We start from the raw sequence: 16631 nt of genomic DNA on the forward strand, positions 1-16631 counted from the left end.
AGGTCTTATATTCCGTAAATATCCTTAGAAAGGAGGTGATCCAGCCGCACCTTCCGATACGGCTACCTTGTTACGACTTCACCCCAATCATCTGTCCCACCTTCGGCGGCTGGCTCCATAAAGGTTACCTCACCGACTTCGGGTGTTACAAACTCTCGTGGTGTGACGGGCGGTGTGTACAAGGCCCGGGAACGTATTCACCGCGGCATGCTGATCCGCGATTACTAGCGATTCCAGCTTCACGCAGTCGAGTTGCAGACTGCGATCCGAACTGAGAACAGATTTGTGGGATTGGCTTAACCTCGCGGTTTCGCTGCCCTTTGTTCTGTCCATTGTAGCACGTGTGTAGCCCAGGTCATAAGGGGCATGATGATTTGACGTCATCCCCACCTTCCTCCGGTTTGTCACCGGCAGTCACCTTAGAGTGCCCAACTGAATGCTGGCAACTAAGATCAAGGGTTGCGCTCGTTGCGGGACTTAACCCAACATCTCACGACACGAGCTGACGACAACCATGCACCACCTGTCACTCTGCCCCCGAAGGGGACGTCCTATCTCTAGGATTGTCAGAGGATGTCAAGACCTGGTAAGGTTCTTCGCGTTGCTTCGAATTAAACCACATGCTCCACCGCTTGTGCGGGCCCCCGTCAATTCCTTTGAGTTTCAGTCTTGCGACCGTACTCCCCAGGCGGAGTGCTTAATGCGTTAGCTGCAGCACTAAGGGGCGGAAACCCCCTAACACTTAGCACTCATCGTTTACGGCGTGGACTACCAGGGTATCTAATCCTGTTCGCTCCCCACGCTTTCGCTCCTCAGCGTCAGTTACAGACCAGAGAGTCGCCTTCGCCACTGGTGTTCCTCCACATCTCTACGCATTTCACCGCTACACGTGGAATTCCACTCTCCTCTTCTGCACTCAAGTTCCCCAGTTTCCAATGACCCTCCCCGGTTGAGCCGGGGGCTTTCACATCAGACTTAAGGAACCGCCTGCGAGCCCTTTACGCCCAATAATTCCGGACAACGCTTGCCACCTACGTATTACCGCGGCTGCTGGCACGTAGTTAGCCGTGGCTTTCTGGTTAGGTACCGTCAAGGTACCGCCCTATTCGAACGGTACTTGTTCTTCCCTAACAACAGAGCTTTACGATCCGAAAACCTTCATCACTCACGCGGCGTTGCTCCGTCAGACTTTCGTCCATTGCGGAAGATTCCCTACTGCTGCCTCCCGTAGGAGTCTGGGCCGTGTCTCAGTCCCAGTGTGGCCGATCACCCTCTCAGGTCGGCTACGCATCGTTGCCTTGGTGAGCCGTTACCTCACCAACTAGCTAATGCGCCGCGGGTCCATCTGTAAGTGGTAGCCGAAGCCACCTTTTATGTTTGAACCATGCGGTTCAAACAAGCATCCGGTATTAGCCCCGGTTTCCCGGAGTTATCCCAGTCTTACAGGCAGGTTACCCACGTGTTACTCACCCGTCCGCCGCTAACATCAGGGAGCAAGCTCCCATCTGTCCGCTCGACTTGCATGTATTAGGCACGCCGCCAGCGTTCGTCCTGAGCCAGGATCAAACTCTCCGATAAATGGATCGCAGATTAAGTTCACCACATCCTGTGGTAACATCTGCGTGATCTGCATCGTGCAGACCTCAGTTTGACTGACTACGCACATCGCTGTGCGATTTATAATAAAACTTGAATTAACAGGTACGTTTTGTCTTGTTTAGTTTTCAAAGATCATCACCGCTCCCAATGAAGCAGCTTTACCAATATAACACTCAGCTTCTTGATTGTCAACAACTTTTTTAAAAGTTATTTGAAGCTTCTTGTTTTGTCTGCTGTTCATCAGCGACGTTTAATAATATAACACCTATAATTATTTATTGCAATAGTTTTTTAAAAAAATCTATAAAACAATAAAACTGTAATCTTTCTTTATTCTATCTAACTTGTAATGCTTTATAAAACATTTATCTATTAAAGAACATTTACTACAGGCAATGTCATCTTGTTGTTTTAACCTTTTTCTTGTATAGTAGAAACGAACTAAATATCCGATGACCACAAGGGGAGCATAAAAGCTGAGAGTGAGCGGTTTCGTTCTGACCCTTTGAACCTGTTAGTTAACGCTGGCGTAGGGATGTGGCAAAGTCAAATGAATTGCAGATTGTAAAGCAGTGCGTGGAACTTTCCTCATCCTTCCGCGTGCTGCTTTTTTGTTGTCCTTTTGGATTGTCTATCGATGGAAGGGGATTTTTATGGCTCAATCAAGACAACTGGTACGTCTTATTGAAATTGCAATCATGACTGCTGCTGCTGTCATTTTAGACATCGTTTCCGGAATGTTCTTCCGTATGCCTCAAGGAGGGTCGGTATCCATCATGATGATTCCGATTTTTTTGATTTCTTTTCGCTGGGGAGTTAAAGCGGGGCTTACCACCGGTCTATTGACAGGTCTCGTTCAAATTGCGATCGGAAATCTATTTCTTCAGCACCCTGTTCAGCTGTTGCTTGATTACATTGCAGCGTTCGCCGTTGTTGGCATAAGCGGCTTTTTCGCTTCCGCTGTCCGCAAATCCGCCTTATCAAGAGCAAAAGGGAAATTGATCGTATCAATTATTTGCGCAGTTTTTATCGGCAGTTTTCTGCGTTATGCTGCACACGTGATTTCAGGGGCTGTATTTTTCGGCAGCTTTGCACCAAAAGGAACACCGGTATGGATTTACTCGTTAACTTATAATGCTACTTATATGATTCCGTCATTCATCATCTGTGCGATTGTCCTTTGTTTATTGTTCATAACAGCTCCGCGCTTGCTGAAAACTGAAAAAGCTTAATCTAACAACCCCCAGCGGCCGTTCCGCTGGGGGTTATTTTTTATCTTCCGTTAAGCAGATTTTTTAATGAAGCAAGATCCGGCCAGCCGAATCCTATTTCTTTCATGCTTTCTCCTGCGATTTCAAAACTATCCTCGGCTGCTCTTTCAGGTGAAAACGACTGATAAAATTTAATCGAAGGATTCTCCTCTGCGACCCAAACAAACATGCTCGTAAAGCCATGATCAAGCAAAAAATCTGTTCCCTTTGTCAAAAGCGCTCTGCCTGCACCTTGCCGCTGTTTTTCTTCTAAAAGGTAAATGGCATACAACTCTCCGTCATAGCCTTTCTGCTCTGAACGAATTGGACCAAAAGATGCAAAGCCGAATACCGAGCCTTTTTCATCTTCTGCCACAAAAACCCCCTTTAATGAACGGCTTTTCCATTTGGCTTCAAAATCCTTGTAGTTCAAACCATTTAAGTATTCAGCAGAGACAATGCCGCTGTATGTTGTCACCCAGCTGTCAACATGCACCTTTGCGATGGCCTTTATATCATCTAGCCGTGCTTCTCTTATAGTCACCATTCATTCTCTAATCCTTTCCGCAATGGTTATTCAGATTTTTGAACAGGTTTTGTTTCTTTTAATTCATGTGTCAGTTCGTTGATGCTCTGTTTGATGTTGCCTTTTCCTGAAAAGTTCTCAATCATTTCTTTTACGTCGATTCCCGAAGACGCTTTTAAGCTTTCTTGCAGACTGGACATTAAATTTGTCGCATAGCTTGTGACTTTGTTGGCGCCGCTTGAATCACCGTTTCCTCCTGTATCAACAACGGTGATCTTATCAATATTTGAAAGCGGTGCTGATACCTGTTTCGCGTATTCCGGAAGCATTTTGACAATCATATCGAAAATTGCAGCCTGACCGTACTGCTCAAAGGCAGCGGCAATTTTTTCTTGCGCTTCCGCTTCCGCAAGACCTTTTAAGCGAATAACCTCAGCCTCTGTCTCACCTTTTGCTTTTTCAGCTTCTGCTTTTGCAAGACCGTCAATTCTGACCCTTTCAGCTTCAGCCTTCGCCATCGCTTCTATGCTGTATTTCTTGGCATCGGCTTGGGCGAGCTGTTTGGCTTTTTCAGCAGCGGCAGATTGCTCAACTGAATAGCGGTCTGCATCGGCTTTTTTCTTCACTTCAGAATCATACTGGCGTTCACGGCGGAGAATTTCTTTTTCTTCTAATTCAATTTGTTTTTGGCGTTCTATAATCTTGACCTGCATTTCCTGCTCAGTCACCTGCTGGCGTGCTTTGGCTGTTTCCAAATCGTATGCCTGGTCAGCGTTGGCTTTTGCTGTATCTTGATCTCGCCGGTATTCAGCCATTTTAAGCTGATTGATTTTTTCAGCTTCAGCAATTTCCGTCGCTCGTTCAAGCTCTGATTTTTTCGCTTCTTTATCGGCTTCCGCCCTCTTAATTCTTGTTTCTTTATCGGCCTCTGCGGTTGCAATGTCAGCATCACGTTTTACCTGCGCAATTCTCGGTTTACCTAGTGATTCAAGATAGCCGTTTTTATCACGGACATCTTTAATGGTAAAGGAGACAATCACAAGACCCATCTTCGCGAGATCCTGTGAAGCGACACGCTGCACTTCTTGAGAGAATTTTTCACGGTTTTTATAAATTTCTTCTACTGTCATAGACCCGAGAATGGAACGGAGGTGGCCTTCCAGTACCTCACGGGCCTCCTGCTCACGGTCTTCTTTTGACTTTCCTAAAAATTGTTCGGCTGCTGTGGCGATTTCTCCAATAGAGCCGCCGATTTTAATAATTGCAGTTCCGTCTGCCATTACAGGCACACCTTGCTCGGTATACACTTCAGGTGTCGATACATCGAGTTTGCTTGATAACAGACTTAGCGGCTCAGCCTGCTGAAAAACCGGAAGAACAAAGGTTCCTCCTCCGCGAACAATCTTCAGGCGGTTGCCTCCCTCATCAACGTGAACATTTTTATTTCCAAGATAGCTTCCTGTAACAATTAACGCTTCATCAGGCCCTGCCGTACGATATTTTGTAATAAATACCGCTATAAGTGCGATGAGTAAAAAGAATACTACTGCGATGACGATGATAATCGGCATTGTCATATGACATTCCTCCTTGTTTTATAAAGATTCATGCGGAGTGACTGAAAGAACTCCGTTTTTGACATCCACAACTAAGACGACTGTTCCGTAACTGATCTGTTCATTTTCAAAGCTGATCGCTGATTTTGAAATCGTACCGCCCATCCCTTCAATCAGTACTTCTCCAAATCCATCAACCGGAACAGCGGTTATGACTTTTCCGAGTCTTCCTCTAAGATCATCTTCCCGATAAGTCAATGATTCTTCTGCCGATGATAAAGGGACAAGCACAAATAAATGGAGCAATATCACCAGCAGCACTGAAAGAAGACAGGATAATAGAGCAATAATCAGGCTGGAGAGGGAGAAAACTGTTTCACCTATATATCCAGATGCGGAGAAAAATGTAAAAAATGAGAGCACCAATGTCGGGTGTAAAAACGGAATAGCTTCGGACAGCCCTTCAAACACATCTCCGAAAAATAAAAATAGCAGCGTGAGGCTTCCGGCTATGATAAGGGTGTAAAGGTAAATCGTTTGGACAGGAATACCGTATAACTCCAATTTTCTCATCCTTTCTAAGCTGCTACTTTAACCGACGGCCGTCGTTACCTTTTATACGAGATACAGAGGAAAAGGTTTCAAAATTTTTCGATAAATGCTCCCCACGAAGCACTTTATAAATGATAAATGCTCTTATATATGGTAATGTTTTTTCAGGAGGAGATATGATGAGTATCTTTAATGAAGCCAGATTAGAAACATGGAATGAAGTAAAGGGACTTTCCGATGAAAGGCTGAATCAGAAGCCTTCTTCTGATGAATGGAGTATACGGGAAGTTCTTGATCATTTGAAGAAAATTGATATGACCGCCCAAAACATGCTGAAAGAACGAGTAAAGGAAGCGCCTGTTAAGGAGATTGAGGAAAAACTGCTTACGGCCGCACAGGATAGAAGCAATAAACGGAAAGCGCCGGCCCATCTTGAACCGGATCATGATTTTATTTCAGGCAGCCAAATGAAACGGGAGCTTGATGTTGTAAGGGAGCAGCTGACAGCTGTTATTGCCTCTCTTAAAGAAGAAGATTTTGAGAGAGTATTGCCGCATCCCTTGTTTCAAGAGCTGACCGTCAGACAATGGATCGAATTTATCGGCCATCACGAAAAACGCCACCTCAGCCAGATCAAAGAAATAAAAGAGAAAATAGAAAGAGTCTGATTTATTCAGACTCTTTCTGCTTTTTGTTTGATGTTCCGCTGGTATGAATGAACGATTATTTCGTCACCTGCATACACGGCACCGGGTCTCTCGACAATACATACAATGCCCCTTATCCCCAACGCATGGCGGACAAAAGCCGGTGCAAGCTTTGGCTTGTCCGGATAATAAGACTGGATGACTTCACCCGGCTGGATACACGGATCATTTTCTCCCTCACACAGTAAAGCGGCGCCGCTCGGAAATATAAGCCGGCTTCCTTCTTTTAATGTTGTGAAATCAGGTATGCCGCTGATTGCAACATTTGCACCGAGCCATTCGGGAAAAATACTCGGTACTCCCATTTTCAAAGCAATTTCGTCACATTCTTCTGTTGAAACAATTGAAATTTGTCTGCGGTTAAAAATTTCTGTTCCTCTTGAAAACATTGGCTCTCGGGCCCCAGCTTTTTTTGTCAGGCCGAAATGTAAGTCACCGGGAATGCCGCCATAATCAAAATCTAGCTTGTCCATTTGTTTTGTTATAAAGCTATCTGTATCTGCAACATATAAGCCTTCCGTTTTTGCGGTCATGCGTTTCCACATAAGCTTGCACCGTCCTTCATCTCTAGGATTGTCACTTATGTTCAATTATCCAAAAAAATCCCGCTCTGTAAAGGAGCGGGATCATCGCATTATACAGTTTTTGGCGTAAGATTAAAGCAGCGCTTGTAGATCCAGTTATATGCTTTCTCATTTAAATCTCTAGGATTTCCGAAGGTTTGCGGATCTTTCATTGCTTCTTTTGACAAGCGCTCGATCATGTCCGGCGATACCCCTTGTTCTTCTAAAGTCGGTACTTCTAACTCTTTCACAAGATCGTACATCCAGTTGACAGATGCTTTTGCAGCTTCTTCTGTTGTCATATTGCTTGTATCAATGCCGAACGCTTTTGCGATACGGGCAAATTTCTCCGGATAGCCCTTCCAGTTGTATTCCATAACAGGGCCCATCATTGCCGCTACACATTGACCGTGAGCGACCGGGATGATACCGCCGAGTGTTTGGCTCATGGCGTGAGCAGCACCCGCTGATTCACTGCCGTAAGAAAGACCGGCAAGCATAGCAGCCTGTGCCATTCCGTATCTGGCTTCGAGATCTTCTCCGTCAGCAAATGCTCTCTTAATGTAGTGAGCGGCATATTCAATCGCCATCAACGCCACTGCGTCTGTAATCGGCTGCGCAAATTTCATTGTGTAGCACTCAATGGCGTGAGCGAGAGCATCGATCCCCGTCATTGCTGTTACGTGCGGCGGCATTGAGACGTGAAGCTCTGGGTCAATCACAGTCAAATGCGCAGCAATCAACGGACCGCCTGTGTTAAATTTGAATTCTCTTTCTTCATCTGTAATAACCGCCCATTGCGTCACCTCTGAGCCTGTTCCAGCCGTTGTCGGAATTGTCGTAAGCGGAGGAATGCGGTTCTCCAGCGGTTTCTTTCCTTCGGCTGCTTCATAATCAAGTACGCTTCCCTCGTGAGTTGCTTCTACCCCGATGGCCTTCGCTGTATCCATGGAGCTTCCGCCTCCGACTGCCACCAAGCCGTTGCAGTTCTCTTTTTTGTAAAGCTCAGAACCTTCATTTACAAGCCGTACAGGAGGGTTTGGCTCAACTTTATTAAAGAGCACCACTTCAATGCCTGCCCCTTTTAATGACTCGATGACAGGATCTGCGACGCCGGCTTTATAAATTCCAGGGTCTGTAACAAGCAATGCTTTTGAAACACCCAGTCCAGCTACTTCTTTTCCTACATGGTTGATGGCGCCAATTCCGTGCTTAATCACAGTCGGAATTTCAAATGTGTGAAATTTGTGCATGCTTTCTACTTTCATATTTAATGTCATAATCAATCTCCCCCTCTTATGAATTGAACCAATTAACCGCTGCCGGTTTTGTGTTGCGATAGACATGTTTGACTTCTGTGTACTCTTCAAGCCCTATTTTTCCAAGTTCCCGTCCGAATCCGGATTGCTTATAGCCGCCCCATGGCGCCTGCGCAAAGTACGGATGGAAATCGTTAATCCAAACTGTTCCCATTCTCAAACGGGCTGCCACACGTTCGCACTTTTCAATATCTTTCGACCATACAGCTCCGGCCAATCCGTAAATCGTATCATTCGCCAGTGAGATTACTTCTTCTTCAGAACTGAATGTTTCGACTGTTAATACTGGCCCAAATACTTCTTCCTGAACAATTCTCATGTCAGATTTACAGTTTGAGAAAATGGTAGGTTCATAGAAAAAACCGTTTTGAAGTGCTGGATCTTCCGGACGTTTGCCGCCAGTCTCCAGTTTTGCGCCTTCTTCCAGTCCGATCTCTACATATTTTTCAACCTTTGCTCTATGCTCCGCGGAGATAAGCGGACCGCTTTCTGTCTCTTCGTGAAAACCGTTTCCGAGTTTAATGCGTTTCGCCCGCTTGACAAGCTCTGCTAAAAATCGGTCATGAATATCTTCTTCTACAAGCAGTCGGGACCCAGCGGAGCATACTTGGCCGGCGTGGAAAAATACGGCGTTTAGCGCCTGATCAACCGCGACTTCCAGGTCTGCGTCTTTGAAGACGATATTTGGATTTTTCCCTCCAAGCTCAAGCGCAATTTTTTTAACGTTGCCGCTTGCCGCCCGCATGATTTTTTTGCCTGTTTCAATTCCGCCTGTAAACGAAATCAAGTCAACGTCTTTGTTTACAGCAAGCTCGTCACCCACTGTGGCGCCCGGTCCCAACACAAGGTTTGCGACACCTTTTGGAACCCCGGCTTCCTCCATCAGCTTAAAGACTTTCATTGTCGTCAGCGGTGTGATCTCACTCGGCTTCATGACAATTGTATTGCCTGCCGCTAAAGCCGGGGCGATTTTCCAGCTCGCTTGCAGAAGCGGATAATTCCACGGCGTGATTTGTCCGCATACGCCTATTGGCTCTCTGATGATTTTGCTTTCTGAATCAGGGATTGGAGATGAGATGATCTCTCCTCCATCTTTATCTGCCAGACCAGCATAATACTGAAAAACATTGGCAATATCGTCCATATCGGCTTTGCTTTCCTCAAGCGTTTTTCCTGTATCAAGGGATTCGAGCTCAGCCAGCTCGTCTAGATCGCGCCTGATTAATTCCGCAATTTTCAGAACTATTTTTCCGCGTTCAAGCCCTGAAAAAGAAGGCCACTCTCCTGCGTCAAAAGCTCTTCGTGCAGCGGCGATTGCTTTAACGGCATCCTCACGCCCGCCCTCGCTAACTGTTGCAATTTCTTCTTGATTAAATGGATTAATAATACTGCGGACCTGCCCTTTTTCGGCACTGATCCATTCACCGTCAATGTATAATGTTTGACTCATCTAAGTCCTCCTTGACGAAAATAAAGTTTGTTAAATAAAAATTTAATGTTTTTAACAACCTTAATCTAACATAAGGTTTTTAAACTGTCAAAGCCCTAATTATGATTTTTCGTTTTGACTTTTCTCTAGGTTTCGTTAAGATAAAGAACATAAAGAAATGACTTAACAAATTTAATTTTCTAAAGGAAAAGAGGGTCAGTATGGATGAAAATCCAGAATTTGCAGCTATAGAACAGGCACGGGATCTTGTTATTGACTCCATTGCTGAAACAATGGATCTTTACGGAATTACCCGAAGTGTCGGGATATTATATGGAACGATGTACATGCGGGACGAGATGACGCTTGACGAAATGCGGGAGGAGCTGCAAATGAGCAAGCCCAGCATGAGCACAGGTGTCAAAAAGCTTCAGGATTTAAATGTCGTGAAAAAGACATTTCACCGAGGCATCCGTAAGCACACATTTGTAGCCGAAAAAGATTTCTTTAAATTTTTCACAAATTTCTTTCCGCCAAAATGGGAACGGGAAGTTCAGGTGAATGTATCAGCAATTGAGGAGGCTCAGGCTGATTTACAAGAGGTATTGCATAAGGAAGAACTCAATGAGGAAACGAAGAATGAAGCGCAGCGTTTATACGAGCAGCTGGAAAGTTCTAAAGCCTACTACGATTGGCTGAAACGTCTCGCTGAATCGGTGCAGAGCGGAGAGATTTTTAAATTTATACCAATTGAAACAAAATAATCGAAAAACGTCTGGAAAACCGGACGTTTTTTTGTTTTTCCGCTATATTTACTACAAATTTGAAAAATACGGGAAAAACACCCCATTTACTTCCATTTTATTTGATGGTAATTTTATGTAGGTAAAATTTGTATTTGGCCTTTTAAGAGGAGGTGGAAAGCAGAGGCAGGCCTTTAATCTTTATCACTTATTAGGGGGAATTTTTGTTATGAAACGCAAGTTATTATCTTCTTTGGCCATCAGTGTATTAAGTCTCGGTTTACTCGTTTCTGCACCTTCAGCTTCTTTTGCAGCTGAATCTAAGTCATCTTCTGCTCATACTGAGTCTACGATGAGAGCCCAATCAACAGCTTCATTGTTTGCAACAATTAAAGGAGCGAGCAAAACAGAATGGTCTTTCTCTGATATCGAATTGACATACCGTCCAAACACGCTTCTCAGCCTTGGCGTGATGGAATTTACATTGCCAAGCGGATTTACAGCAAATACAAAAGATACGATGAACGGAAATGCATTGCGCGAAACACAGATCCTCAATAACGGTAAAACAGTAAGAGTACCTCTGGCTCTTGATTTATTAGGCGCTGGTGAATTTAAGTTAAAACTGAATAACAAAACGCTTCCTGCCGCTGGTACATATACTTTCCGTGCAGAGAACAAATCACTGAGCATCGGAAATAAATTTTACGCGGAAGCCAGCATCGAAGTGGCTAAGCGCAGCACACCTCCGACTCAGCCATGCGGCTGTAAATAATCACAGAGGACCGGCTTAACGCCGGTCTTTTTTACGTATTTTAACTCCTTTTCCTCTCCCTCTTCCCTCTATTTCCAGTTACCTTTTCACTTGTATTAAATTTAAATTGACAAACACTAGAAACAGGAGTAAATTCTTGAGTGTTCAATTTCATAAAGTCTCTTTTACCGCTTAATCAAACACGAACGGGGAAACCAATGATTGGCTGTTTCACAAAACGGCCTTGGGGTGAATCTTACTTAGTAAGAAGGGGTACTCTGAATCCCTAATCCGACAGCTAACCTCGTAGGCGTATACAGAGAGGAGGTCTATTTTGACCATTCTTTGTAATGGTCTTTTTTACTTCAAAACGCTAATTTTATTAAGGGAGTCTTGAACATTGGGAAGAATAAAAAACAAGCAATTTGCAGTAATCGGGCTTGGACGGTTCGGCGGAAGCATTTGCAAAGAGCTGCACAGAATGGGCCATGAGGTCCTTGCTATTGATATTAACGAAGAAAAGGTCAATGCCTTCGCTTCCTACGCAACCCATGCGGTCATTGCCAATGCCACTGAAGAAAACGAATTGCTTTCACTGGGAATTCGTAATTTTGAATATGTCGTCGTGGCTATAGGGGCTAATATTCAAGCGAGCACACTGACCACTTTGCTATTAAAAGAGCTTTACATTCCAAATATTTGGGTGAAAGCTCAAAATTATTATCACCATAAGGTTCTGGAAAAAATCGGCGCCGACCGCATTATTCATCCGGAAAAGGATATGGGCGTCAAAATCGCACAAAGTCTCTCTGATGAAAATGTCTTGAATTATATCGACTTATCTGATGATTACAGCATTGTTGAGCTGCTGGCAACACGAAAGCTGAATTCCAAATCCATTCATGATCTGAATGTTAGAGCGAAGTACGGATGTACCATCCTGGCAATTAAACATAATGGAGATGTTCGCCTTTCTCCTGCACCGGAAGAGGTGATTTACGAACAAGACTGCCTGGTGATGATGGGTCACAAAAAGGATATTAAACGCTTCGAAAACGAAGGGATGTAGACAAAAGTGGGACTTCATAAGGAAACTGTAATCAAGTGGGTTCGTTTTTCTCCCCCGCAAGTGCTTGCGATTGGTTTTTTTCTTACTATTATTATTGGCTCTCTTTTGTTAAAGCTCCCGATTTCTACTGCGAAGCCGCTGTCATGGATAGATGCCCTTTTTACAGCGGCTTCTGCTACAACTGTTACCGGGCTTGCAGTTGTTGACACTGGGACAGAATTTACGGTGTTCGGGCAAACTGTCATCATGGGTCTGATTCAAGTCGGCGGGCTTGGCTTTATGACATTTGCTGTTCTGATCGTCATGATTTTAGGAAAAAAAATCGGATTGAAAGAACGAATGCTGGTCCGGGAAGCCTTAAACCAGCCGACAATCGGCGGCGTGATAGGCCTTGTCAAAGTCCTGTTTCTATTTTCAATCAGTATCGAATTGATCGCCGCCCTGATCTTATCCATCCGGCTTGTGCCCCAGTATGGCTGGGCATCCGGATTGTTTGCCAGTGTGTTTCATGCAATATCGGCTTTTAACAATGCCGGTTTTTCTTTATGGCCGGATAATTTAATGAGCTACGTCGGTGATCCTGCAGTCAACCTTGTCATTACTTTCTTGTTTATCACAGGGGGCATCGGGTTTACAGTGCTTTTTGACATCCTGAAAAATCGGCGTTTCAAAGCCTTTTCATTACATACGAAACTGATGCTTGCGGGAACGTTCATTTTAAATATTGCTGCCACGCTGATTATCTTTATTTTAGAGTACAGCAACCCCGGCACGCTTGGTTCCTTGCATTTGCCAGATAAACTGTGGGCTTCGTATTTTCAGGCAGTGACGCCGAGAACCGCGGGCTTCAACTCTGTGGATTTTGGCAGCATGAGAGAAGGCACCATTGTATTTGTCCTGCTGTTGATGTTTATCGGAGCGGGGAGCGCTTCAACAGCGAGCGGTATTAAGCTGACTACTTTTCTTGTGATTTTGATGTCTGTCATCGCTTATTTAAGAGGTCATAAAGAAACGGTTATTTTCCGCCGGACCATAAAATATCCGATCATTATTAAGGCCTTAGCAGTCAGTGTTATCAGTTTGTTCATCGTCTTTATAGGGATTTTCGCCTTGACCATTACTGAACAAGCGCCTTTTATTCAGATTGTTTTTGAAACCTTTTCCGCTTTCGGAACGGTCGGACTGACAATGGGGCTGACTCCCGAACTGACAACAGCGGGGAAATGTATCATTATTGCGATTATGTTCATCGGAAGAATCGGTCCGTTGACGTTTGTTTTTTCATTTGCAAAAACAGAAAAATCAAATATTCGTTACCCTGACGGCGAGGTGTTTACTGGGTGATGTAAAAAAATCCGGCATATTACATGCCGGATTTTTTATGATTCAATATGAGATTGATTTTGTCTTTTTTCCTGCTCCGCGATGATATCATTATCTTCTGCGTTATCACGCGTCACTTTTTGTGTAAGGATCGCGCCGACCGCTACAAGGATCATCACTGCAATGTAGTAGCCTTTTTCATTGAGTTCGAGATTATCAGCGTTATAGAGTCCGATACAAAACAAAAATACTCCCGCAAAAAAAGTGAAATAAGCTAATACAGTAAAGGCAACCGTGTTTCTCCGTCTATATTTCTGCACCTTTGTTCCCTCCTGAAGCATAGTTATTAAGTGATAACTTCCGTGGAATATTATACCTCAAATTCCCCTGAATGGAACAAAAAAATAAAATTACCAGGAAAAACGGCTCAGGTTGCTTCCTTTATTTCAACAGCTGAGTCATCAATCCAGCCGACCAGTTTATTATTGACTTGGAATTGGTACCATACGGACTGGCCTTTCTGTTTTTTAGATACAACCTTTATATCCTTGCCAACGTAAGATTGCGCAGAGGTCAGCTTAATGGATTGATCATCAGTAGAGGGCTTAGACCATACATCTTGAACGGCGCTGTCTTTGATGGAGCCTTTTAAATCCACAGATTTCAGAGATGGATTCACCTCATCGTATTTATCTAAATCGTACTTTTCCACAATGGCGCTGATTTTGTCAGCATATTCCGGGTCTGTGGCATAGCCTGATGTTTGAAGAGCGCCTGCTGCTTCTTTATAATCCTCAGCTTCAAGCACCGGCTTATACTTCTTTTTATTCCACGATGTGCCTTGGACAAATAATTTGGCGTGATCATCCATTGATTCAAAAAACGTGCTGTATTTGCGGAATTTCGCGCGAATCGTTTTTCTTTCCCCTTTTTCAAATTCATCTGTATCCATGGTGACGTGATGTCCTTTATAATTTCCTTTTACGCCAAACAGGTTGTTGGCTTTAGAGGCAAGCTCGCTGTTTCCCCAGTCAGATTCGAGTATGGCCTGAGCTATCGTTATGCTGGGAAGGACATGATATTTTTCATATAAAATTTGAGCATGTCCGGAAAGGCTGTCAATAAATACTTGCTGTTCATCAATTTCTTCAGGTTCTTTGGATGTTTCAATTGGCTTTGAAAGAGTTGTCGCTAAAACAAACAAGGCTAGCGGAATCGATACAACGAAAAATAGAGAGATGAAGAGTCTACGTTTTTTCAGTTTTTTACGGGCCATGAAAACCTTCCTTCGATTTAAAAGATTACGAGTGTAAAAGAATCTACCTTTAAGAATTTTACTTGTACTTCTAATATTTTTCAATTCTTTAGGGATAAAGTTTGAGAGAGAACACACAAAAGCCTTTCCCATCAAGGGAAAGGCAGTGATCATGTATCTATTTTTGTAAGACTGTGCTGTTTAAAATGTCTGAGCGCATCACGATATTCTTGATCATGTATGACTTTATGAGATTTTACGGCAGCCTTTGTCAGTCCATGTGCAGAAACAGCCGGTTTTTCCGGAGCAGGTTTTCCTTTATCATGAGGCTTATGAGCCAGTTTGTGCCCCATTCCGGTGGCGTTCATACAAAACGATAAACAAACGAGCAGCACGCTCAGGATAAAAGAAATCAAAAACAGATCATGATAGGCAGTCATCATAGCATCCTGCATCGATCCGTTTTGTCTGGCAGCATCCTTTTTCGTGAAATAGCCGATCAGGATAGGCACGCCCATATAGACAAACAATCTTAAAAACTGAACAGCTGTCATTCTTTTGACCAGATCAGGAAGCGGGCCGCCCATAGCGGCTCCCATTAGTCCTGCTGCGACCGTCAGGCCGGTTCCTGCTGCCAGCATGATGAACAGCGCCGCAAACACATAGAGAGACGATTGATACTGCATATGAAGCCATTGAACATTCACAAAAACGAGAATGAGAGAACCTATAATCCCCAGCATCCCTGGTCCGACTTTATCATATAACAGAGCACTCGCAATAGCTGCGATGGCCACTCCAATCAATAGAGTCATGTTTAAAAGAATGAGATGATCTCGGGATATATCATACATTTGACGAAGCAAGCCTTGAAAAGCTGCCAGACTGACAGCTACCGTAATCGTTCCTGCCGCTATGATAAATAAACCGAGCACAGGTTTAGGCAGCAGCATCTGTTTAATAGAGATGAAAGGGTTTTTTACCTTATATTCTACAAATAACAGAATGAGGAGCAAACATAAAGCAACCCCAAAACCAGCCCGTACATAACCTGATGAAAAGCCCCATTTTTGCAGAAAAATGAATGTAAACGCTGAGGCTGCGGCCACGCATACAGATAAAATGATCCCTGCTCTGTCGAGTGATGACTGTTCCTTTTCTGATCCCCTATGATGCTCATCATAGAGAAAGAAATAACTCACTGCGATGCCGATCAAAGACAGTGTGCCAAAGGTAAAAAACAGCCATCTCCAGTGGCCGTAGCTCAACGCGATCGTTCCTAAAATCGAACCGATAATAACAGAGCCATAGAACCCGCCGATAAGCACCAGTAGTGCGTAATTCCGCCGGTCAATCGGAAATGACAGAACAAGCATCGGAATCATAATCATCAGCATGACACCTGTAGCCGCTCCCTGTAAAAAGCGCCCTGCCGCCATCCAGGCAATATCGCTTGAAAATGCGAAGAGCAGTGAGCCAAGTATAAAAACGGGTAATGAAGCCAGATAGATCGGACGGGCACCGAATTTTTTCCTTAGCAGCGGTCCTGCCGGAACTAATAAAGCGAAGGCCATATTGCCGATCAATATTGGATTTACTGATGTGAAGTCACTTGTTCCAACCGTCTTCTGAACAAGGCCTTGAACTGACGACAATGCCGTGTTAGACATCAATCCCGGCCCGACCGCTAAAACAGCGAGCAAAGAAATCACCCAATAGTGTTTTGTCTTCATGTTGTCATTCCTTCCTATATGAATACATACGAAACACATCATTTTTTGAAAACAAAAGAAGCTAATAGATTTTGCATGCCATTAGCTTTCATTCGGATTCTCTCCCCATCATGGGAAATGATATTATTTTATGATAATATGTGAAAAAATGAGCATATACTCAAACATTATTCCAAACCGATTGTGTTTTGTCAATGGCGCAAATTTCAAGCACAAATCAAAAACCTGAACGGCTTTTGCCCGATACCGTGAC

Annotated in this window: 15 protein-coding genes, 1 rRNA gene and 2 riboswitches; of the genes, 6 read left to right on the forward strand and 10 right to left on the reverse strand. The window is 44.0% G+C overall.

Annotated elements, in window-relative coordinates; translation table 11 throughout:
- Nucleotides 1–28: 28 nt before the first annotated feature.
- Nucleotides 29–1578: ribosomal RNA gene (locus tag WA325_RS14745) — 16S ribosomal RNA — on the reverse strand.
- 472 nt (nucleotides 1579–2050) lie between these two features.
- Nucleotides 2051–2152, forward strand: a riboswitch (TPP riboswitch).
- Nucleotides 2153–2252: 100 nt separating this feature from the next.
- Here WA325_RS14745 and thiT point away from each other — a divergent pair.
- Nucleotides 2253–2831: an energy-coupled thiamine transporter ThiT gene (gene thiT, locus WA325_RS14750; protein WP_336183877.1), complete on the forward strand. Its 579-nt coding sequence runs from the start codon at nucleotides 2253–2255 to the stop codon at nucleotides 2829–2831.
- 40 nt (nucleotides 2832–2871) lie between these two features.
- On the opposite strand, the gene WA325_RS14755 is transcribed toward thiT, so the two are convergent.
- The 3 genes from WA325_RS14755 to WA325_RS14765 are packed head-to-tail and all read right to left on the reverse strand — an operon-like array spanning nucleotide 2872 to nucleotide 5495.
- Nucleotides 2872–3396, reverse strand: coding sequence for a GNAT family N-acetyltransferase (locus WA325_RS14755; RefSeq protein ID WP_336183878.1), 525 nt, complete (start codon nucleotides 3394–3396; stop codon nucleotides 2872–2874).
- 26 nt (nucleotides 3397–3422) lie between these two features.
- Nucleotides 3423–4952 (reverse strand): flotillin lipid rafts scaffold protein FloT, encoded by a 1530-nt coding sequence (gene floT / locus WA325_RS14760; protein ID WP_202853318.1) that lies wholly within the window; start codon nucleotides 4950–4952, stop codon nucleotides 3423–3425.
- 18 nt (nucleotides 4953–4970) lie between these two features.
- On the reverse strand, nucleotides 4971–5495 hold the full coding sequence (locus WA325_RS14765; protein WP_202853319.1) for an NfeD family protein: 525 nt from the start codon (nucleotides 5493–5495) through the stop codon (nucleotides 4971–4973).
- A 167-nt stretch (nucleotides 5496–5662) separates the two neighbouring features.
- Between WA325_RS14765 and WA325_RS14770 the strand changes: the two genes are divergently transcribed.
- Nucleotides 5663–6151: a DinB family protein gene (locus WA325_RS14770; protein WP_336183879.1), complete on the forward strand. Its 489-nt coding sequence runs from the start codon at nucleotides 5663–5665 to the stop codon at nucleotides 6149–6151.
- 5 nt (nucleotides 6152–6156) lie between these two features.
- Here WA325_RS14770 and WA325_RS14775 read toward each other — a convergent pair whose 3' ends face one another.
- From WA325_RS14775 to betB, 3 genes are all read right to left on the reverse strand, one after another.
- Nucleotides 6157–6735: an MOSC domain-containing protein gene (locus WA325_RS14775; protein WP_326326076.1), complete on the reverse strand. Its 579-nt coding sequence runs from the start codon at nucleotides 6733–6735 to the stop codon at nucleotides 6157–6159.
- 89 nt (nucleotides 6736–6824) lie between these two features.
- Nucleotides 6825–8033, reverse strand: coding sequence for a choline dehydrogenase (gene gbsB / locus WA325_RS14780; protein ID WP_024122615.1), 1209 nt, complete (start codon nucleotides 8031–8033; stop codon nucleotides 6825–6827).
- A 16-nt stretch (nucleotides 8034–8049) separates the two neighbouring features.
- Nucleotides 8050–9522, reverse strand: coding sequence for a betaine-aldehyde dehydrogenase (gene betB / locus WA325_RS14785; RefSeq protein WP_336183880.1), 1473 nt, complete (start codon nucleotides 9520–9522; stop codon nucleotides 8050–8052).
- A 200-nt stretch (nucleotides 9523–9722) separates the two neighbouring features.
- Between betB and cudC the strand changes: the two genes are divergently transcribed.
- The 4 genes from cudC (at nucleotide 9723) to WA325_RS14805 (ending at nucleotide 13411) form a co-directional block, all read left to right on the forward strand.
- Nucleotides 9723–10265 carry a choline uptake/conversion transcriptional regulator CudC gene (gene cudC, locus WA325_RS14790; RefSeq protein ID WP_101864220.1) on the forward strand — a complete coding sequence of 181 codons (543 nt, stop codon included), beginning with the start codon at nucleotides 9723–9725 and terminating at the stop codon, nucleotides 10263–10265.
- Between the two features lie 208 nt (nucleotides 10266–10473).
- Nucleotides 10474–11019, forward strand: a complete 546-nt coding sequence (bslA, locus tag WA325_RS14795) for a biofilm surface layer hydrophobin BslA (RefSeq protein ID WP_101864219.1) — start codon at nucleotides 10474–10476, stop codon at nucleotides 11017–11019.
- A 158-nt stretch (nucleotides 11020–11177) separates the two neighbouring features.
- Nucleotides 11178–11327: riboswitch (cyclic di-AMP (ydaO/yuaA leader) on the forward strand.
- A gap of 71 nt (nucleotides 11328–11398) precedes the next feature.
- The gene (locus tag WA325_RS14800; RefSeq protein WP_105955443.1) at nucleotides 11399–12067 is read left to right on the forward strand and encodes a potassium channel family protein; all 669 of its coding nucleotides are present in this window, start codon (nucleotides 11399–11401) and stop codon (nucleotides 12065–12067) included.
- Nucleotides 12068–12073: 6 nt separating this feature from the next.
- Nucleotides 12074–13411 carry a TrkH family potassium uptake protein gene (locus tag WA325_RS14805; RefSeq protein WP_105991675.1) on the forward strand — a complete coding sequence of 446 codons (1338 nt, stop codon included), beginning with the start codon at nucleotides 12074–12076 and terminating at the stop codon, nucleotides 13409–13411.
- Between the two features lie 35 nt (nucleotides 13412–13446).
- Here WA325_RS14805 and WA325_RS14810 read toward each other — a convergent pair whose 3' ends face one another.
- The 3 genes from WA325_RS14810 to WA325_RS14820 all read right to left on the reverse strand — a co-directional run bounded on the left by WA325_RS14810 (nucleotide 13447) and on the right by WA325_RS14820 (nucleotide 16378).
- Nucleotides 13447–13710 carry a YiaA/YiaB family inner membrane protein gene (locus WA325_RS14810; protein ID WP_010331626.1) on the reverse strand — a complete coding sequence of 88 codons (264 nt, stop codon included), beginning with the start codon at nucleotides 13708–13710 and terminating at the stop codon, nucleotides 13447–13449.
- 107 nt (nucleotides 13711–13817) lie between these two features.
- On the reverse strand, nucleotides 13818–14666 hold the full coding sequence (locus tag WA325_RS14815) for a glucosaminidase domain-containing protein (protein WP_336183881.1): 849 nt from the start codon (nucleotides 14664–14666) through the stop codon (nucleotides 13818–13820).
- 149 nt (nucleotides 14667–14815) lie between these two features.
- Nucleotides 14816–16378 carry an MFS transporter gene (locus WA325_RS14820; protein ID WP_336183882.1) on the reverse strand — a complete coding sequence of 521 codons (1563 nt, stop codon included), beginning with the start codon at nucleotides 16376–16378 and terminating at the stop codon, nucleotides 14816–14818.
- Nucleotides 16379–16631: the final 253 nt, after the last annotated feature.

The organism is Bacillus sp. 205(2023), from assembly GCF_037027485.1.
GTDB lineage: Bacteria > Bacillota > Bacilli > Bacillales > Bacillaceae > Bacillus > Bacillus halotolerans.